Below are 19,120 nucleotides of genomic sequence, written 5' to 3'. Positions count from 1 at the left end.
GTCGCCGCATCCACCGCCGAAAAGGTCTCGACACGATCATGTCTGATGCGGCCGACGTCTGCCGGACGCCGGGCCGGTGCGCCGCGAACCGCGCGGCCGATCCGCCCGTCGCCGCGCCGAACCCGCGCTGCTGGGCGCGCGCGATCGGAACCGCCGCCGGTCCACTCCCTCGCCGATGGTCAGACGCAGCACGAGCGTCGGGTCGGCGAGGACCCCGGCGCCGTAGGCCTCGACGGCCGCATCGACCACGCCGAGGCGGGTCAGCGCGGTGCGGTTCTCCGTCAGCTCGTCATGGGCTCGTGACCCCTTGAGCGCGAGGACGCTGCCGTGCGGTGTGAGCAGGGGCAGCGTCCACTCGGCGAGCTGGACGATGCCGGACACGGCCCGCGCCGTGACCCACGGTGCGGTGACGGTGTCCCACAGGGCCTCCGCACGTGCCGTGTGGACCGTGACGTTGTCGAGGCCGAGCTGGGCGATCGTTCCCGAGAGCCAGCCGGTGCGTCGGGCGAGCGGCTCGACGAGGTGCACGTGGAGGTCCGGGCGCGCGATCGCGATGGCGAGGCCGGGCAGCCCGGCCCCCGAACCGACGTCGACGACCTGCTGGCCGTCCTCGGCCACGGGGATGGCGTGGTGCACGACGGCGCAGTTGAGCACGTGGCGGTCCCAGAGGCGGGGTGCCTCCCTGGGGCCGATCAGCCCGTGGCTGATGCCGGTGTCCGCCAGCACGGCGACGAACTCCTCGGCGAGCGAAAGCCGCTCCCCGAAGACCGACGCCGCAGCATCGGGTGTCTCCGGCGTCACCGGCGGGACCGGACCGCTCGGCTCGCGCTCCTCGTCAGCCACGCCGTGCTCCTTGTCCTGCGTCGTCGTCGGCGGCGGGCACGGGACGCGGAACGCCCCGTTTCACGTGAAACGCGCCGGTGATCAGGCCGGCAGGATGACGACGTGGCGGTTCGGCTCGACGCCCTCGGACTCCGACACCAGTCCGGCCGCGGCCACCTCGTCGTGCACGACCTTGCGCTCGAACGCCGACATCGGCTCGAGCGCGGACTTCGTGCCGCTCGTCCTGACCTGCTCGATCGCCGTCTTGGCGAGGTCGACCAGGGTGGAGCGGCGCTCGGCCCGGTGCCCGGCGATGTCGAGCATGAGGCGGCTGCGCTCACCGGTCTCGACCTGGACCGCGAGGCGGGTCAGCTCCTGGAGGGCCTCGAGCACCTTGCCGCCGGGGCCGACGAGGCGGCGCGGCACGCGGCCGTCCTCCGAGTCGACGATGGCCACCGCGGCCCGGTCGCCGTCCACATCGACGTCGATGTCGCCGTCGAGGTCGGCGATGTCGAGGAGCGTCTCGAGGAAGTCGGCCGCGACCTCGCCCTCGCGCTCGAGCTGGCGGACGCGCGACGGCTTGTCGCCCTTGTCCTCCGTGGCGGTGCCGTCAGCAGCGTCGTCGTCGGAGTCCCGCGTCGCGTCGTCGGCGTCGATCGCCGCGTCGTCGGCGTCGATCGCCGCGTCGGTCGCCGCGTCCGTCGGGGTGCTCGCAGCGTCGGCCGTCGCGTCGGGCGTCGCCTCGGGGGTGGTGTCGGGCGTGGTGTCGGGCGTGGTGTCGGGCGTGGTGTCGACGGCCACGTCGCCGGTCGCCTGGGTGTCGCTCATGGGTGCTCCTTCGTTCACCGGCCCGGCCTGGGGACAACTCGTGTCCTCGCAGGTCAGCGGCTCGGCAGGGTGGGAAAGACTGTGGACGGACGCCTCAGCGGCGGTTCTTGGGCGCGGTGGTCTTCGAGCGCTTCTTGCTCTTCGGCTGCTGTCGCTGGCCGGCCTTGGGGGCATCCTCGACGGCGTCTTCGCCGTTCAGCCCCGGCACCGTCAGCTCCTCGAACGTCTTGCCCTTGCGCTCGAGCCGCTTGCGGCGGTTGGCCTCGGCCTCGGACCCGGGCGCGGGCATGTTGCGGATGACGTAGAACTGCTGGCCCATCGTCCACAGGTTCGTCGTGAGCCAGTAGATGAGGACACCGATCGGGAAGTTGATGCCGGAGATCGCGAAGAAGATCGGCATCAGGTACAGCAGGACCTTCTGCTGCTTCGCGAAGGGGTTGTCGAGCGCCGCCGACGGCATGTTCTTGCGCATCAGCTGGTACTGGGTCGTGAACGTCGTCGCCGACATCAGCACGATGAGCACCGCGGTGAGGATCTTGACGCTGAGCTGGTCGCTCGACACGAACGAGTCGGAGAGCCGGGCGCCGAAGATCGTCGAGCTCTCGATGGCGCGGGCGACCTCGTTGGTGATCGGGCCGATGCCGGGCTGCTTGCCCTCGGCCTGGGCCTTGAGGTTGTTGAGCAGCTGGAAGAGCGCGAAGAAGAACGGGCTCTGGATCAGGATCGGCAGGCAGCTGCTGAACGGGTTGGTGCCCGTGCGGCGGTAGAGATCCATGATCTCGGCCTGCTGCGCCTTCTGGCTCTCCGGGTCGCGCTTGCCCTTGTACTTCTTCTGGATCTTCTGCATCTCCGGCTGGATGAGCTGCATCCGGCGGGAGGAGTGGATCTGGCGCACGAAGAGCGGGATGAGCAGGAGCCGGACGACGACGGTGAGACCGACGATCGAGAAGGCCCAGGCCCAGCCGGCGAGGTCACCCTTGAGACCGATCGCGTCGAACAGCCAGTGCCAGGCGTACATGACCCATGCCTCACCCAGCTTGATCGGGTAGAGCAGGGTGTTGAAGAACTCGCTCAACGTGTGTCCTCTGTCGTCCGGTGAGCCGGCCATGCCTTCGGTCCGGTCACCACTGGTCGGCAACGATATGCCGCGTGGTCAGGTGGTGGGTGCTCCGTGCTGGTGCCGATGCCGCGCCTTTGCGCCCGGGGCCGGGTCCGGCTCGACGTCACCGTCGGCGTCCCGCGGTCGGAAGTCCTCGGGGCGGACGTCGTTGCGGCTCTCCCACGTGAGCGGAACGTCGTCGACGCCACCCGGGTTCCACGGGTGGCACCGGCCGATGCGCCGCGCGGCGAGCCAGCCGCCGCGGATCGGGCCGAAGCGCGTCAGGGCGGTGACCGCGTAGGAGGAGCAGCTCGGGTAGAAGCGGCAGCTCGGCGGGGTGAGCGGGGAGATGAACCGCTGGTAGACGCGGACCGCGAGCACGAGCGGGGCCGCGAGCACCTGGTTGACCGTCACGCTCACCGGCAGGTCACCTTCTCGAGCTGCCGCCCGAGAGCGGCGTCGAGCTCGACCCAGGACGCTTGTGCCGCAGCGGGATTCGCGCGGACGACAAGGTCCCAGCCGGTGGGGACGCGGTTGACGTGGCCGGCCATGCTGGCCCGGAGCCGACGCTTCGTGCGGTTGCGGACGACGGCGTTGCCGACGGCCTTGGACACAACAAAACCGACGCGCGGCGGAAGGTCCGCACGCGCATCGGTCCGGTTGGCATGCACGACGACGAGTCGCCCGCCCGCTCTGCTGGCGCCAGGCCCGCGGACTGCCGACGCGAAGTCTGCGCTCTCACGCAGACGGTGACGTGCCGGCAGCACGCCGAGGCCTTCGGCGGCTCAGGCCGAGAGCTCGGCGCGGCCCTTGCGACGGCGGGCGGCGAGGATGGCGCGACCCGCACGGGTGCGCATGCGCAGGCGGAAGCCGTGCGTCTTGGCGCGGCGACGGTTGTTCGGCTGGAAGGTGCGCTTGCTCACGAGATTCTCCGTTGGTCGCGGGGCCGGGCGACTCTCGTCGACCCGCGCTCCCGTGGTGGTGGGGCAGTGCGTGGTCTCGGCGACCGCAATCGGCAAGCCCGTGGTGCTCCGGCATCGACCCGGCGGACCGGGGCGCGGCGCCTGGCGCCATGGGCATGCGAAAGAGGTCGCAGACACGCTCGGTCAACGATACGGGAGCGCCGGAACGAGGGTCAAACCGAGGCGGGGCCGCGCGGGTGCCGCCGCCGAACCGACCGATCTTGGGCGCTTCGCGGACAGAATCAAGCCGACACGCCGGGAGTTGACCGAATCAGCGCACCTGACGATTGTCACCGCCGCCCTCGAGTTGTAGGTTTCGGTGCTTACGGTCCTGGTCCACCCATGCACAGGCTGTGGACAAACGTGTGGACAACAAGGCATCGTTCACCCGGACAGCGGACGGCGGAGGGCCGTCCAGCCCGGTCGCGCGGCACGAGAGCCGCCACCGGGGCGTACCGGAACGTGCCCGACCGACGGGCCCGAGGACTGACTCAGGGGTAGGTGGGACCAGGTGGCCGAGGCAGGCGTCGACTACGCACAGATCTGGCAGGAGACGCTGCGCACGCTCGACTCGGTCGGCCTGTCCAACCGCGAACGGGCCTTCGTACGGCTGTGCCGGCTCATCGGCGTCCTCGACCAGGTGGCGCTGGTGCGCGTGCCGAACAACTTCACCAAGGACTTCCTCGAGACGCGCATGCGCGACCAGGTGCACGCGGCGCTCGGCGAGCAGCTCGGGCACCCGGTGCAGCTCGCGGTCTCCGTCGATGAGACCCTCGAGACCGATCTCGGCATCATCAGCGACGAGCCCACGGGCCAGCCCGCCCTGTCGGAGGGCGCGCGCCCCGCCAACCCGTTCGCCTCGACGCCCGGTCACCAGGGCCAGCTCGGGCAGGTGGGCCAGATGGGTCAGCTGCCCCACCACGGCATCAACCACGGCACCGGCTCCTCGGGCCAGGCCGGGCCCGGTGCGCCGGCCGCCCACGCCGGGTCCAACGGCCACGCCGCCCCGGTCCAGCCGCCGCTCGGCAGCCCGTACTCGCAGGTGCACCCCGCGGCCGCCAACCCGAACCCGCTGCGCGACCTCGCCGAGAGCGCGCCCGCGCTCGACGGCGCCGACCTCGACGAGCCGCGTCCGCAGGCCTACCCGGCCCCCGACCACGGGATCGACCCGCTCCGCGCCGGCGGCGAGAGCGGCCCGCTGCGCCAGCAGCGGCCCGAGCCCCCGGTGGTCGGCGACACGCGTCTGAACCCGAAGTACACCTTCGACACGTTCGTCATCGGCGCGAGCAACCGGTTCGCCCACGCGGCCGCCGTCGCGGTGGCCGAGGCGCCGGCCAAGGCCTACAACCCGCTCTTCGTCTACGGCGAGTCCGGGCTCGGCAAGACCCACCTGCTCCACGCGATCGGGCACTACGCCCGCACGATGTTCCCCGGCGTCCGGGTGCGCTACGTGAACTCCGAGGAGTTCACCAACGACTTCATCAACAGCATCCGCGACGACAAGGCGAGCGCGTTCCAGGCCCGCTACCGCAGCGTCGACGTGCTGCTCATCGACGACATCCAGTTCCTCCAGGGCAAGCTGCAGACCCAGGAGGAGTTCTTCCACACCTTCAACACGCTGCACAACGCGAACAAGCAGATCGTCATCACCAGCGACCTGCCGCCGCGCGAGCTGTCCGGCTTCGAGGACCGGATGCGCACCCGGTTCGAGTCGGGCCTGCTCACCGACGTCCAGCCGCCCGACCTCGAGACCCGCATCGCCATCCTGCGCAAGAAGGCGATCCAGGACCGCATGAAGGTCCCGGACGACGTCCTGGAGTACATCGCGACGAACTTCAGCACGAACATCCGTGAGCTCGAGGGCGCGCTCATCCGCGTCACGGCCTTCAGCAACCTCAACCGCCAGCCGGTCGACCTCCCGCTCGCCGAGATCGTCCTCAAGGACGTGCTGCCGAACGAGACGCCGAACCAGGTGACGGCCGCGACGATCATGGCGGTCACGGCCGCGTACTACGCGGTGACGCTCGAGGACCTCTGCGGCTCGAGCCGCTCGCGCCAACTCGTCACCGCCCGGCAGATCGCCATGTACCTGTGCCGCGAGATGACCGACCTGTCGCTGCCGAAGATCGGCCAGCACTTCGGCGGCCGCGACCACACCACGGTCATGCACGCCGACCGCAAGATCCGCGAGCTCATGGGCGAGCGGCGCGCCATCTACAACCAGGTCACCGAGCTGACGAACCGGATCCGCCAGCAGTCCCACTGAGCGGCGCCCACTGACGCTTCGGCGCGCCTGACGCGTCGGTGCACGGACGCGTCAGGCGCGCCGCGCCGCGACGGTGGCCGCGAGCGCGTCCTCCCACGGCGTCGGCGCGAGCCCGAAGGTTCGCTCGGTCCGGGTGGTGTCGAGGACGAAGGGCCGCTCGAACTGGTGGCGCGTCTCGCGCACCTCGCGCATGAAGGGCACGACGAGCCCGGCGGCGGTGCCGAGCGGCCTCGGCAGCACCCGAACGCGGCGCGCCCGGACGCCGGCGATCCGGGCGACATCCTGCGCGGCCTCGTCGAACGTGCGCGGCGCGGAGGTCGGGACGTGCCAGGCGCGGCCCCACGCGACCGAGTCCGCGTCCTCGAGCGCGATGCGGGCGGCCGTCGCGCCCACGTCGGGCACGTAGGTCCACGAGTGGGGGGCGTCGGCCCGACCCACGGGGACGAAGGGTGTGCGGCCGGCGAGGAGGGCGTCGACGACGATGTCGTTGAGGTAGCTCGTGCGCGGCGTCGTGCCCGGGCCGAAGTAGTCGCTCGAGCGCAGCTCGGTGACGCGGATCCGGCCGGCGCGGTGGCGGGCCAGGGCCTCGGTCCACATGTCGGCGCGCAGGGCCCCCTTGTGGCCGGCGGGACGCATCGGGTCCTCCTCCGTCATCGGGGCCTCCACGCGCCCGTAGCCGTAGAGGTTGCCGATGATGACGAGGCCGGCGCCCGTGGACTCGGCTGCCTCGAGCATGGCCGCGGCGACGGGCGGCCAGTCGGTGTCCCAGGTCAGGTAGCTGGGCGGGTTGACGGCGTTCACGATGCTCGCGGCACCGCGCGCCAGCGATGCGAGGCGCGTCGCGTCGGCGGCGTCCGCGGAGACGACCTCGACGGCGTCGCGGTGCGCGTCCTGCCACGGGCGCTCGGTGACGCGGCCCGATCGCGACGCGAGGGTGACGGTGTGACCGGCGGCCACGAGGGCCGCGGTCGTCGAGCGGCCGACGCCACCGGCGCCGACGACGAGGTGGTGGGACATGAGGGGCTCCTGGACGAGTCGATGGGTGCGGTGGATTTAGCGGAAACGTGAGCGCTGCTCACATTTCAAGCATGGGCGTTCGACAGCACGAAATCAAGAGCAGTGCTCACATTTCTTCGTCGGTTGTGTCAGGCTCGTCCCATGACCCCCACCGAGACCCTCGGCCGCCGGGCCCGCAACCGCCTCGCCGTCGAGGCCGACATCCTCCGCGTTGCCCGCGAGCACCTGGCCTCCTCGGGGGCGGCCGCCCTGAGCCTGCGGGCCGTCGCCCGCGACCTCGGCATGGTCAGCTCGGGCATCTACCGGTACGTCGAGAGCCGCGACGAGCTGCTGACCCGACTCATCGTCGACGGCTACACCTCGCTCGCCGCCACGGTCACGGCGGCGCACGGGGCGGTCGACCCGACCGACCTCGGGGGGCGATGGGAGGCGGTCGCGCACGGGCTGCGGCGGTGGGCGCTGGAGCGCCCGCACGACTTCGCCCTCCTCTACGGCTCGCCCGTGCCCGACTACACCGCGCCCGCGGACCGCACGACCGGACCCGGCACCGCCGTCCTCGCGATCGTCACCGGCATCGTCGACGCAGCAGCCCGGGCCGGCCGCACTCCTGCACCGTCGCCGGAACTGGCTCGGCTCGCGGGGCCGGCCGTCGGGGGCTTCCTCGACGACGACTTCTTCGCGGGCACGGCCGTCGACGCGGAGGCGCTGGCCCAGGGCCTCAGCGCGTGGACGCTGCTGCTCGGCGCCGTGACGAGCGAGGTGTTCGACCAGCTCGGACCGGTCCCCGACCCCGAGGCGCTCTTCGGTTGGCACGTCGCGGTGTCGCGACGCCTCGTCGTGGCTGACTGACGCGCCCGTAGCCGGACGAGTGCCGCGAACGGGACGGAGGTGACTAGTCACCACGTACCGGACCCCTCGGTGGGCCCAGGTGGGGCTACCCCCGAACGGCCCGACGTCCACACCCGTCCACATCCACATCCACAGCTGTGTGCACAGCGTGACCGGCTCGTGACCCTCCCGATCGCAACCCACAGGCTCTACCCCCAGCTGTGGTTATCCACCTCTGTGGACAACTCTGTGGAAGCGGAGGCCGCCTCCATCCACAGGTGACTAGCCACCAATGCACGCAAAACGGACATGGGCTCCGGCTCTTTCCACAAGGACACTGTGGACAGGTGTGGACGAGGCCGGAAATCTTGCGGAAAAACTGCACCCGGCTTGTGAGCGCCGTGTGAACAGTGAAATCGCGTCCACAACAGCTCGTGGGCCCACCCGTCGGCGACCCACACCCCCTGCACACCCGAAACGACGCGCTGACCTGCGTCGACACCGCTTGTCCACAGGATCCACAGCACCTATGACGATGACGAGAACCCAGATCACGGGAGATGCCCCGACAACGAGGGTCTCGAGCGACCCGACGACCGGGACGGGGAGGGCCGGTGGAAGACTCCCCCCGACACGGCCCTGCGCCAGGTGCCGGGGCCCACGACCGTTTGTGGCGTGTTTGTGGTGCCACCTCGGGCGCAGGGACTAGTGTCTGAGCCCCCATGTCCAACCTGTCGAAGTGAGAGCACCGTGAAGTTTCGGGTTGAGCGAGACGTCCTGGCCGAGGCCGTGACCTGGGTGGCGCGCGGTCTGCCGGCGCGCCCGCCCGTGCCCGTGCTCGCGGGCGTGCTCCTCGAGGCCAGCGAGGAGGGCTCGCTGACGCTGTCGGCCTTCGACTACGAGGTCTCCGCGAAGATCACCGTGCCGGCCGACGTCGCTGAGGCCGGCCAGGTGCTCGTGCTCGGCCGCCTGCTCGCCGACATCTCGCGCAACCTGCCGAACAAGCCCATCGACGTCAGCACCGACGGCACGAAGGTCAACGTCGCGTGCGGGTCCTCGCGCTTCAGCCTGCGCGAGATGCCCGCCGCCGACTACCCGACGCTGCCTGCGGCGCCCGACGCCAGCGGCACCATCGCCGGTGACACCTTCACCCAGGCCGTCGCGCAGGTCTCGATCGCGGCCGACCGCGGCGACACGCTGCCGATCCTCACCGGCGTCCGCATGGAGATCGAGGGCGACAAGGTGACCCTGCTCGCCACCGACCGCTACCGCCTCGCGATGCGCGAGCTGTCGTGGACGCCGAGCGAGTCCGACGCGAGCCACGTCGCCCTCGTCCCGGCGCGCCAGCTCTCCGACACGGCCAAGGCGCTCGGCGCGTCCGGCACGGTGTCGCTCGCGTTCGGTGCCGGCGGCGACGGCCTCATCGGCTTCGAGGCCGGGCAGCGTCGGGCCACGACCCGCCTGCTCGACGGCGAGTACCCGAAGGTCACCTCGATCTTCCCGACGAGCGTCGACACCGAGGCCGTCGTCGAGACCGCCGCCCTCGAGGAGGCCGTCAAGCGCGTGGCCCTCGTCGCCGAGCGCAACACCCCGGTGCTGCTGAAGTTCACCGACGGCCAGGTCGCCATCGAGGCCGGCACCGGCGACGACGCCCAGGCGTCCGAGGCGGTCGAGGCCACCCTGACCGGGCCCGAGATCCAGATCGCCTTCAACCCGCAGTTTCTCCTCGACGGCCTGCACGCCGTCGGCACCGCCTTCAGCCGGCTGTCGTTCACCCAGCCGAGCCGGCCCGCGGTGCTGTCCGGGCAGGAGGAGGCCGACGGCGAGCCCGACGGCACCTACCGCTACGTCCTCATGCCGGTCCGCTTCGCCAGCTGAGGCCGGTCGTCCTCTGGCGTCGCCCTCGCCGGGACGGCGGCCCGGGGCGCCCGCCCGACCACGGACGCGCCCGCCGGTGCACCCGGTGCTCCGGCAGGCGTAGCCTCGAACCGCTCGTGCTCCACCGGCACCCCCTGCCGCACCTCGCTCCCTGCACTCCCCCAGAAAGGCTCCCGACATGCAGCTCGGTCTGATCGGTCTCGGCAAGATGGGCGGCAACATGCGGGAGCGGTTGCGTCGCGCGGGCCACGAGGTCGTCGGGTTCGACTTCAACCCGGCCGTGCGCGACGTCGCGACGATGGCCGCCCTCGTCAAGAAGCTCGAGGCGCCCCGCGTCGTGTGGGTCATGGTCCCGGCCGGAGACCCGACGCGTGAGACCGTCGCCAAGCTCGCCGATCTGCTCGAGCCGGGTGACCTCGTCATCGACGGCGGCAACTCGCGCTTCACCGACGACTTCGAGAACGCCAAGCTGCTCGCCGGCAAGAAGATCGGCTACATCGACTGCGGCGTCAGCGGCGGCATCTGGGGCCTCGAGAACGGCTACGGCCTGATGTGCGGTGGCGACAAGAAGTGGGTCAACAAGGCCATGCCCATCTTCGACGCGCTGCGCCCCGAGGGCCCCCGCGAGGAGGGCTTCGTCCACGCCGGCAAGGTCGGCGCCGGCCACTACACGAAGATGGTCCACAACGGCATCGAGTACGGCCTCATGGCCGCGTACGCCGAGGGCTACGAGCTGCTCGAGAAGAAGGACATCGTCACCGACGTCCCGGGCGCCTTCAAGGCGTGGAGCCGCGGCACCGTCGTGCGGTCCTGGCTGCTCGACCTCATGGTCAAGGCGCTCGAGGAGAACCCGCACCTCGACGACGTGTCGGACTACACCAACGACTCCGGCGAGGGTCGCTGGACCGTCGAGGAGGCCATCGCCCTGTCGGTGCCGATGCCGGTCATCTCGGCCTCGCTCTTCGCCCGGTTCGCCTCCCGCCAGGAGAGCTCGCCGACGATGCAGGCCGTGGCGGCGCTGCGCGGCCAGTTCGGCGGCCACCAGGTCATGACGATCGCCGAGGGCGAGACGCTGCGCACGGGGTCCGCCCCGGCGGCGCCGGCCAAGAAGGCTGCCGCGAAGAAGGGGGCGACCAAGCGCGCCGCGACGAAGGCCGCGAGCAAGCGTGCCGCCGCGTCGGCGTCGAAGGCGAACGTCGCCACCGCGAAGACGGCGGCCACGTCGGGGCGCAAGGCGGCCTCGAAGGCGACCGACACGGCCGACACGGTGCGCGGTCAGAAGCGCGCCGCCAAGAAGGCCTGAGCCAGGCCGGGTTTCGTTGCATGTCCGGCACCTGACCCTCAAGGACTTCCGCAGCTACCCGAGCGCGGAGCTCGCCCTGTCGCCGGGGGTCACGACGCTCGTCGGTCTCAACGGGCAGGGCAAGACCAACCTCGTCGAGGCCGTCGGCTACCTCGCGACGCTCGGGTCGCACCGGGTCGCGACGGACCAGCCACTGGTGCGGTTCGGGGCGAGCCAGGCGGTCATCCGCGGTGCCGTCGTGCGCGACGACCGCGAGACGCTCGTCGAGCTCGAGATCACGCCGGGCCGGGCCAACCGGGCCAGGCTCGGCCGGGCCCCGGTCAAGCCGCGCGACGTGCTCGGCACGGTGCGCACCGTGCTCTTCGCGCCGGAGGACCTCGCGCTCGTCAAGGGTGACCCGTCCGAGCGGCGTCGGTTCCTCGACGACCTGCTCGTGCAGCGTCAGCCGCGGTGGGCCGGGGTGCGGTCTGACTACGACAAGATCCTGCGCCAGCGCAACGCCCTGCTGAAGTCGGCGGCTCCCGTGCTGCGGAAGGGCTCCCGGTACCGTCCGCGGCCGGGTGACCCGAGCAGCGACGAGGCGCGCGAGGCGGCGCTGCACACCCTCGACGTGTGGAACGACCACCTCGCCGGCGTCGGCTCCCAGCTGGTCTACGCCCGGCTGCGGCTGCTGCGCGACCTCGTCCCCGACCTCGCCGAGTGCTACGACGCCGTGAGCGCGGCCGCCTCCAACGCCAGGGCCGTCTACCGCAGCTCACTGCACGAGGACCTCGCCGCACGGATCGCCGCGGGCGAGGTGCCGGAGGTCGACGAGCTGCGCGCCGGGATGCTCGAGACGCTGGCGCAGGTGCGCGGCACCGAGGTCGAACGCGGGGTCACCCTGGTCGGGCCGCATCGGGACGACCTCGTCCTGTCGCTCGGCGAGCTGCCGGCCAAGGGCTACGCGAGCCACGGCGAGTCGTGGTCGTTCGCGCTCGGGCTGCGGCTCGCGGCCTACCGCCTGCTGCGCCGCGACCTCGGCGATGACCCCGTCCTCGTGCTCGACGACGTCTTCGCCGAGCTCGACTCCGGCCGGCGCGAGCGGCTCGCAGCCCTCGTCGACGACTGCGAGCAGGTGCTCATCACGGCCGCGGTCGGTGCCGACGTGCCCGACCGGCTCCGCGAGCGGGGGTCGACCTTCGCCGTCGAGCTCGGTGCCGTCGGGACGCCCGGCGCCGTGGCTCCGGGTGAGCTGTCGGGCGGCGAGGCTCCCGAGGCCACGGCCGTCCCTGGCGTGCTGTCCGACGACGCGCCCGATGACGCGCGCGACGCGGGTGAGGACCCGTCGGGTGACGACGCGTCGGGTCACGACTCATCGACACTCGCTGCCGACGGCGAGGTCGCGGCCGATGGCTGACGAGGTCGCGCCGGACGCCGGAGGATCCGGGCGCGACGAGGGCGCAACGCCCGTCGACGACGCGGCGCGCCCAGCGGGCGAGAACGCGGCGGACGCCGGCAACCCCGCGTCGTCCGATGAGCCGGGGCCCTCGGACACCGACACCCGGATCGCCGACGCCGCCGCGTCGGCCCTGGCCCGGGCGCGGGCCGCGGCGTCGGAGAAGGGGCTCCGGCCGGGCATGAAGCCGCGCAAGCGGCGCCGGCCCATCGGCGAACCGACGCTGTCGGGCTCGAGCCGCGACGGGCGGGACCCGACGCTGCTCGGCGACCAGCTCGACCGCCTGCTCCTCGACCGCGGATGGCGGGTCGACGTGGCGGTCGGGTCGGTGATGGGGCGTTGGCCCGAGATCGTCGGCCCGGACATCGCGACGCACGTCGAGCCGGCCACGTTCGTCGACGGCGTGCTGACCGTGCGCGCCGACTCGACGGCCTGGGCCACCCAGATGCGGCTGCTCGCCTCGTCGCTTCTTGCGCGGATCGAGGAGGAGGTCGGCGTCGGTGCGGTGAGCGAGCTGCGGGTCGTCGGTCCGAGCGCGCCGTCGTGGAACCGCGGGGCCCGCCGTTCTCCCGACTCCCGCGGCCCGCGCGACACCTACGGCTGACCGGCGGGAGCGCGGGTCGCTCGGCAGGCGACTGTCAGCGACGCGTCGCAGACTGGCTCCATGACCCCGACGCCGACGCACCGCTGCACGATCGTCCCGCCCTACATGCTCGAGGAGCTCGCGCGCAGCGCCGAGCCCGCGGTCGCGGCGGAGGCGCGCCAGGCGCTGCGCCACGACGCGTCGGTCCGCGAGCTGCGCAGCGCGCCGACCGTCGCCGCGAAGCGGCGCCACCACCGGCCCGGCAAGCCCGGCGCCGCGACCCCGTCGACGCCGGTGCCCGAGCGGACCATCGCCGACGCGAAGGGTGCCCAGACCACTCCCGGCACCACGGTGCGGCGCGAGGGCGGGGCGGCCTCGTCCGACCCGGCGGTCAACGAGGCCTACGACGGGCTCGGCGCCACGTGGGAGCTGTGGTGGCAGGCCTACCAGCGCAACTCGCTCGACGGCCAGGGGCTGCCGCTGCTCGCGACCGTCCACTACGGCCGCAACTACGACAACGCGTTCTGGGACGGCACCCAGATGGTGTTCGGCGACGGCGACGGCGTCATCTTCGAGCGGTTCACCAAGAGCGTCGACGTCATCGGGCACGAGCTCGCGCACGGGGTCACCGAGCACACGGCCGGGCTGCAGTACCAGGGGCAGTCGGGCGCGCTCAACGAGTCGATCTCGGACGTCTTCGGGGTCCTCGTCAAGCAGCACCAGCTCGGGCAGTCCGCCGACCAGGCCGACTGGCTCGTCGGTGCCGACCTGCTCAACCCCTCGGTCAAGGGACGGGCGCTGCGCGACATGCGCAACCCCGGCACCGCCTACGACGACCCGCGCCTCGGCAAGGACCCGCAGCCGGCCGACATGGCCGGCTACGTCGACACCCAGGACGACAACGGCGGCGTCCACATCAACTCCGGCATCCCCAACCGCGCCTTCGCCCTCGCCGCCGTCGCCATCGGCGGCAACGCGTGGGAGGACGCCGGTCACATCTGGTACGCCGTCGTGTCGGGTGGGTCGATCAAGCCCGACTGCGACTTCGCGACGTTCGCGACCCTCACGGTCGACGCCGCTGCCGCCGCCCACGGTGACGGCTCCTCCCAGCACACCGCGGTGCGCGACGCGTGGCAGCAGGTCGGCGTCCTTGCTGCCGGGGGCCAGGCGCCCGGCGGTCCGGGTTCGGGTTCGGGTGCGGCTGAGGGCGGGTCGAGCGGCGGCGCCGGGCCCGCGACGCCGCCGAGCCCCGACGCGCAGGTCGTGCTCCGCCGTACCGGCGGCTTCGCGGGCCAGGTCCGGGAGCGGCGGGTGGCCATCGGCGAGCTGTCCGAGCGCGACCAGAAGGACTGGCAGCACCTGCTCGCGGCCCCGACGCTGCAGCGCATCGCGGCCTCCACCGAGGGCACGCACCCCGATGCGTTCATCTACTCGGTCGTGTGCGACGAGGCGGGCTGCGACGTGACGATCCAGGAGCCGCACCTGCCCGAGGCCATCCACTCTCTCTTCGAGCGCACCCTCGATCCGCGCGACGACTGAGGGCGGTCCGGCTGTTCGTCACCGGTCGGGTCTCTTCGACCGCGGTGGAGCACGGACGGAGAGACCCGAACGGGCCCCGAACCGCCGCGGAGGTCAGTTCCCGGCGAGGAAGTACGGGTCCTCTCCTTCCGGAATGTCTACCTGGTCGCGCGGCCGGGCCGGGGCCACGACCTGGCAGACACCGTTGAGGTTGCACCGCTGCAGGGCGCGGCTGCCGGCTGCGGCCCCGACCTGCACCGTGACCGTGCCGTCGGAGCCCATGCGGTAGCTGACCGGGGAGTCGATCCCGGTGGCGGGGTCGCCCCTGCCCTCGAGCACGACTGCGGCGTCGCTGGTGCGCACGACGACGAGCCCGCCGTACCGGAACGTCCGGTCGGGGTTGAGCTCGGAGTCCGCGAGGCCGTCGATCTCGCCGGTCGCGAGCAGGTAGCGCCCGTCGGCGGAGAACGACCGGAACAGCAGCGGACCGCAGAGCCGCCACAGGGTGCGGTCGCTGGCGAGGTCGACGAGCGCGTTGCACGTCCGCGCGGATGGCGTGTTCGGATCTGGTGCCACGAGCGCCGTGCCCGTCGCCGCGTCGACGAGCGCGAGCCGGTGCGGCACCGGAGTGATGTTCCCGTCGAGGACGTCCCAGGCGACGGCGTCACCGCCGGACCCACGGTTGGCGTAGACGACGCGGTCGATGACGCCGACGGCCTCGAACCCGGCGGCGCAGTCGCAGGCCGAGGCGGGGAGCGTGCGAATCAGGATGCCGCCCGCCTCGTAGGCACGCAGCGTTCCGCGCGTCTCGACGACGATCAGGTTGCCGTCGCCCGCGACGGTCACCGTGTCCCCACGCAGGCGCACCGTGGCCAGGTCGAGGGGTTGCAGGACGCGCACGACGCCGGTCTCCCCCTGCGCGACGAGCCAGCGACCGCCCGGCAGGTCCCATAGGGAACCGCCGGAGATCGACCGCCCGACGGTCAGCGTCCTGCTCCCGTCGTGGATGACGCCGTCGACGAGGTAGGGGATCTCGGTCGTGGCGGTCGGGTCGCCGGTGGCGGGTCGCAGGTCCGCGGGCGCGGGCGACCCGTCGGCCGTGAGGGTCGGCGTCGGGGTCGGCGCAGGGGTCGGCGCGGTGGACGGCGGGGGCGTGACCGGCGCCGAGGGCGTCGGCACGTCGGTCGGCCGCGTCGTCGACGCCGACCGCCGCCGTACGGCGACGGCGCAGCTGGGTGTCGCGGCGGATGGCGCGCTCGGCGAGGTCACCGACGACGCGGACGCCCTCGCCCCGCGCGTCGAGGGCCTGCCTGAGCCCCAGGTCCGGGGGGCCGGCGGCGTCCGGGGTGCGGTTCGGGTCGCTCATGCCGTGACCTCGCTCATCCTCGTGCGCAGCGCACCGATGGCGCGGCTGGTGTGGCTCTTGACGGTCCCGACCGAGCAGCCGAGGACCGCCGCGGTCTGGGCCTCGGTGAGGTCCTCGTAGTAGCGGAGCACGACGGCGGCCCGCTGCTGGGTGGGCAGCGCCTGCACGTGCCGCCACAGGTCGAGGGCCTCCGACGCGTCGAGCCCGGCCGGCGCCGGCGGCGCCACGACCTCGAGCACGTGGCTGCCCGGCGACTCGGGCCGGCGCAGCACCCGCCGCCACCGCGAGTTGTTCTCGTTGACCCTGAGCCGCCGCACGTACGCGTCGGGCAGCTCGGCCGCCCGCACCCGCTCCCAGTGCCGGTACACCTTGGCGAGGGAGTTCTGCAGCAGGTCCTCGGCGGTGTCGCGGTCACCGGTGAGCAGGAAGGCGAGCCGGCCGAGTGCCTGCTCGCGCGACCTGACCCAGGCCGTGAAGTCGTCCCGCCGGTCGGCGTCGTCCATCGGTGCTGTCCCCTGTCGTCCGACCCGAGGGGCCTGTGGAGGCGTCCGGCGAGTCATGTCGCCGGCGGCTGCCGGCACCAGTCCAGACGCCCGCGGCCGCGTCGGCGTTGTCACCGGAGTCTGGCCGATTCGTGCGGATCCCGGGGTTTCGCGGCCCGGCGCGGTGGGCGAGGACGCCGTGTCGTGAGAAGGCACCTGAGGCGCGCTGGGGGGCCGGGTCGTGATCCTCCCCCCGGATCAGCGGGGTTTCGGGCCGGAAAAGTGCCCTCCCGGGCGTTTGCGGGGCACGGTCGAGGCGCTCGGCCCGTTAGAATGAGTGGGACTCGGCTCGACCGTGCCGTCTGACACGGGCGGGCCGTCCCGATGTCACCGACCGGTGGCACGACGCGGGTCGCAGGCGTGAAGTGCGCACCCGCGTCGACGTGTGAAGAGGAGAGACGTGTCCGAGGCCGACCAGACGCCCCAGAATCCCATCGACCCCGCGGCCTCGGCAATCGACCCGGCGATCGACGCGGCCGGTGACCCCGCCGTCGCGGCGCCCGCCGACCTCCGGCCCAACGGCGTCGACTACGACGCGAGCGCGATCACGGTCCTCGAGGGGCTCGAAGCGGTCCGCAAGCGTCCGGGCATGTACATCGGCTCCACCGGTGAGCGCGGCCTGCACCACCTCGTCTACGAGATCGTCGACAACTCCGTCGACGAGGCCCTCGCCGGCTACGCCACCCAGATCGACGTCACGCTCCTCGCCGACGGTGGCGTCCGCGTCAAGGACAACGGTCGTGGCATCCCCACCGACATCCACCCGGTCGAGAAGATCAGCGCCGTCGAGCTCGTCCTGACCCAGCTGCACGCCGGTGGCAAGTTCGGTGGCGGTGGCTACAAGGTCTCCGGCGGCCTGCACGGCGTCGGGTCCTCGGTCGTCAACGCGCTGTCGACGACGCTCAAGGCCGCCGTGCGCCAGAAGGGCCACGTGCACCGGATGAGCTTCTCCATGGGCGTGCCCGACGGGCCCCTGCGCCAGGAGGAGGCCACCGACGAGACCGGCACGACGATCACGTTCTGGGCCAACCCGGAGATCTTCGACACGACCGTCTACGACTACGAGACGCTCCGGGCGCGCTTCCAGCAGACGGCGTTCCTCAACAAGGGGCTGACGATCAGCCTCACCGACGAGCGCGTCGACGCGTCCGCCGAGGGCGAGGTCGACCTCGACGGCGTCGAGTCCGACCTCACCGAGGTCGAGGCCAGCGACGACGACTCCGCGGCCGACGCGTCGGGCGGCGCCGGCGAGAAGAAGAAGGTCACGGCCAAGAAGGTCACCTACCGCTACGACGGCGGCCTCGTCGACTACGTCAACCACATCAACAGCAGCAAGCGCAGCGAGCCGGTGCACCCCGACGTCATCTCGCTCGAGACCGAGGACTCCGAGCGCATGCTCTCCCTCGAGCTGGCGATGCAGTGGACCACCGCGTACTCCGAGTCGGTCCACACCTACGCCAACAACATCAACACCCACGAGGGCGGCACGCACGAGGAGGGCTTCCGCGCGGCGCTGACCAAGCTCGTCAACGACTTCGCGCGCAAGCAGAACCTGCTCAAGGAGAAGGACGAGAACCTCACCGGCGACGACATCCGTGAGGGCCTCACCGCCGTCATCTCGGTCAAGCTCGGCGAGCCGCAGTTCGAGGGCCAGACCAAGACCAAGCTCGGCAACTCCGAGGTCAAGGGCTTCGTGCAGCGCGCCATGACCGACGAGTTCGGCCACTGGCTCGAGGCCCACCCGAACGAGGGCAAGGACATCGTCCGCAAGTCGGTCCAGGCGGCCGCGGCCCGCATGGCCGCGCGCAAGGCCCGTGAGGCGACGCGACGCAAGGGCCTGCTCGAGTCCGGTGGCCTGCCGGGCAAGCTCAAGGACTGCCAGAGCAAGGACCCGAGCCGCTCCGAGGTGTTCATCGTCGAGGGCGACAGCGCCGGCGGCTCGGCCACCCAGGCCCGCGACCCGCACACCCAGGCGATCCTGCCGATCCGCGGCAAGATCCTCAACGTCGAGAAGGCGCGCATCGACAAGATCCTCGCCAACAACGAGGTCCAGGCGCTCATCTCGGCGTTCGGCACCGGCATCGGCGAGGACTTCGACCTCGCCCGGGCGCGGTACCACAAGATCGTCCTCATGGCCGACGCCGACGTCGACGGCATGCACATCCGCACGCTGCTGCTGACGCTGCTCTTCCGGTTCATGCGCCCGCTCATCGAGGCCGGCTACGTCTACCTCGCGCAGCCGCCGCTGTTCCGCCTCCGGTGGAGCAACGCCGACCACCAGTTCGCCTACTCCGACAAGGAGCGCGACGGCCTGAAGAAGCTCGGCGAGGAGAAGGGCTGGCGCCTGCCGAAGGACAACCCGATCCAGCGCTACAAGGGCCTCGGCGAGATGAACTACGGCGAGCTCGGCGAGACGACGATGGACCCCGAGAAACGCACGCTGCTCCAGGTCACCCTCGACGACGCCGCGAAGGCCGACGAGGTGTTCGCGGTCCTCATGGGCGAGGACGTCGAGTCGCGACGCACGTTCATCCAGAAGAACGCCCACGACGTGGCGTTCCTCGACATCTGACCCCGAAGCGGCGGCCGGCGGGACATCCGCGACGTTCCACGTGAAACGTCCGCACCTCCCGCCACGGCCCTCCCCCAACGCCTCCCACTCCGACTGACAGA

General features: G+C 71.9%; 17 protein-coding genes. 8 read left to right on the top strand and 9 right to left on the bottom strand.

Features of this window, described 5'->3' with window-relative positions; genetic code table 11:
• Window positions 1-36: 36 nt before the first annotated feature.
• The 6 genes from rsmG to rpmH form a co-directional block, all read right to left on the bottom strand.
• Window positions 37-843: a 16S rRNA (guanine(527)-N(7))-methyltransferase RsmG gene (gene rsmG, locus BIV28_RS14465; protein WP_076262976.1), complete on the bottom strand. Its 807-nt coding sequence runs from the start codon at window positions 841-843 to the stop codon at window positions 37-39.
• An 81-nt stretch (window positions 844-924) separates the two neighbouring features.
• Window positions 925-1,650, bottom strand: coding sequence for a R3H domain-containing nucleic acid-binding protein (locus BIV28_RS14460; RefSeq protein ID WP_076262975.1), 726 nt, complete (start codon window positions 1,648-1,650; stop codon window positions 925-927).
• A 94-nt stretch (window positions 1,651-1,744) separates the two neighbouring features.
• Window positions 1,745-2,725, bottom strand: coding sequence for a membrane protein insertase YidC (gene yidC / locus BIV28_RS14455; RefSeq protein ID WP_076262973.1), 981 nt, complete (start codon window positions 2,723-2,725; stop codon window positions 1,745-1,747).
• Window positions 2,726-2,803: 78 nt separating this feature from the next.
• On the bottom strand, window positions 2,804-3,169 hold the full coding sequence (gene yidD / locus BIV28_RS14450; protein WP_341350229.1) for a membrane protein insertion efficiency factor YidD: 366 nt from the start codon (window positions 3,167-3,169) through the stop codon (window positions 2,804-2,806).
• Window positions 3,166-3,516: a ribonuclease P protein component gene (rnpA, locus tag BIV28_RS14445; RefSeq protein ID WP_076262970.1), complete on the bottom strand. Its 351-nt coding sequence runs from the start codon at window positions 3,514-3,516 to the stop codon at window positions 3,166-3,168. Before rnpA ends, yidD begins: the two co-directional genes overlap by 4 nt.
• Before the next feature lie 18 nt (window positions 3,517-3,534).
• Window positions 3,535-3,672 carry a 50S ribosomal protein L34 gene (gene rpmH, locus BIV28_RS14440; RefSeq protein WP_010849920.1) on the bottom strand — a complete coding sequence of 46 codons (138 nt, stop codon included), beginning with the start codon at window positions 3,670-3,672 and terminating at the stop codon, window positions 3,535-3,537.
• Between the two features lie 550 nt (window positions 3,673-4,222).
• On the opposite strand from rpmH, the gene dnaA reads away from it, so the two are divergent.
• Window positions 4,223-5,977, top strand: coding sequence for a chromosomal replication initiator protein DnaA (dnaA, locus tag BIV28_RS14435; protein ID WP_207556000.1), 1,755 nt, complete (start codon window positions 4,223-4,225; stop codon window positions 5,975-5,977).
• Between the two features lie 51 nt (window positions 5,978-6,028).
• On the opposite strand, the gene BIV28_RS14430 is transcribed toward dnaA, so the two are convergent.
• Window positions 6,029-6,994, bottom strand: a complete 966-nt coding sequence (locus tag BIV28_RS14430) for an NAD-dependent epimerase/dehydratase family protein (protein WP_076262968.1) — start codon at window positions 6,992-6,994, stop codon at window positions 6,029-6,031.
• A 141-nt stretch (window positions 6,995-7,135) separates the two neighbouring features.
• Here BIV28_RS14430 and BIV28_RS14425 point away from each other — a divergent pair, with 141 nt between their 5' ends.
• The 6 genes from BIV28_RS14425 to BIV28_RS14400 all read left to right on the top strand — a co-directional run bounded on the left by BIV28_RS14425 (window position 7,136) and on the right by BIV28_RS14400 (window position 14,560).
• Entirely contained in the window at window positions 7,136-7,843 is a 708-nt protein-coding gene (locus tag BIV28_RS14425) for a TetR/AcrR family transcriptional regulator (RefSeq protein ID WP_076262967.1), read from the top strand.
• Window positions 7,844-8,572: 729 nt separating this feature from the next.
• The gene (gene dnaN, locus BIV28_RS14420) at window positions 8,573-9,700 is read left to right on the top strand and encodes a DNA polymerase III subunit beta (protein WP_076262965.1); all 1,128 of its coding nucleotides are present in this window, start codon (window positions 8,573-8,575) and stop codon (window positions 9,698-9,700) included.
• Window positions 9,701-9,878: 178 nt separating this feature from the next.
• Window positions 9,879-11,003 (top strand): phosphogluconate dehydrogenase (NAD(+)-dependent, decarboxylating), encoded by a 1,125-nt coding sequence (gene gnd, locus BIV28_RS14415; RefSeq protein ID WP_076262963.1) that lies wholly within the window; start codon window positions 9,879-9,881, stop codon window positions 11,001-11,003.
• Window positions 11,004-11,019: 16 nt separating this feature from the next.
• Window positions 11,020-12,399 (top strand): DNA replication/repair protein RecF, encoded by a 1,380-nt coding sequence (gene recF / locus BIV28_RS14410; protein WP_076262962.1) that lies wholly within the window; start codon window positions 11,020-11,022, stop codon window positions 12,397-12,399.
• Window positions 12,392-13,042: a DciA family protein gene (locus tag BIV28_RS14405; RefSeq protein WP_083707366.1), complete on the top strand. Its 651-nt coding sequence runs from the start codon at window positions 12,392-12,394 to the stop codon at window positions 13,040-13,042. Before recF ends, BIV28_RS14405 begins: the two co-directional genes overlap by 8 nt.
• Window positions 13,043-13,102: 60 nt before the next feature.
• Window positions 13,103-14,560 carry a protealysin inhibitor emfourin gene (locus BIV28_RS14400; protein ID WP_076262961.1) on the top strand — a complete coding sequence of 486 codons (1,458 nt, stop codon included), beginning with the start codon at window positions 13,103-13,105 and terminating at the stop codon, window positions 14,558-14,560.
• Between the two features lie 93 nt (window positions 14,561-14,653).
• Here BIV28_RS14400 and BIV28_RS14395 read toward each other — a convergent pair whose 3' ends face one another.
• Both BIV28_RS14395 and BIV28_RS14390 read right to left on the bottom strand, forming a co-directional pair.
• Window positions 14,654-15,718 carry a hypothetical protein gene (locus BIV28_RS14395; RefSeq protein WP_076262959.1) on the bottom strand — a complete coding sequence of 355 codons (1,065 nt, stop codon included), beginning with the start codon at window positions 15,716-15,718 and terminating at the stop codon, window positions 14,654-14,656.
• A gap of 183 nt (window positions 15,719-15,901) precedes the next feature.
• The gene (locus BIV28_RS14390; RefSeq protein WP_076262958.1) at window positions 15,902-16,408 is read right to left on the bottom strand and encodes a SigE family RNA polymerase sigma factor; all 507 of its coding nucleotides are present in this window, start codon (window positions 16,406-16,408) and stop codon (window positions 15,902-15,904) included.
• Window positions 16,409-16,847: 439 nt separating this feature from the next.
• Between BIV28_RS14390 and gyrB the strand changes: the two genes are divergently transcribed.
• A complete protein-coding gene (gene gyrB / locus BIV28_RS14385; protein ID WP_076262956.1) occupies window positions 16,848-19,019 on the top strand; it encodes a DNA topoisomerase (ATP-hydrolyzing) subunit B in 2,172 nt (723 codons plus the stop codon).
• Window positions 19,020-19,120: the final 101 nt, after the last annotated feature.

The sequence above is a fragment of the Intrasporangium flavum genome, from assembly GCF_001956915.1.
GTDB lineage: Bacteria > Actinomycetota > Actinomycetes > Actinomycetales > Dermatophilaceae > Monashia > Monashia flava.
Note: the sequence above shows the minus strand (reverse complement) of the source record. Positions and strands in the feature narration are given on the sequence as shown.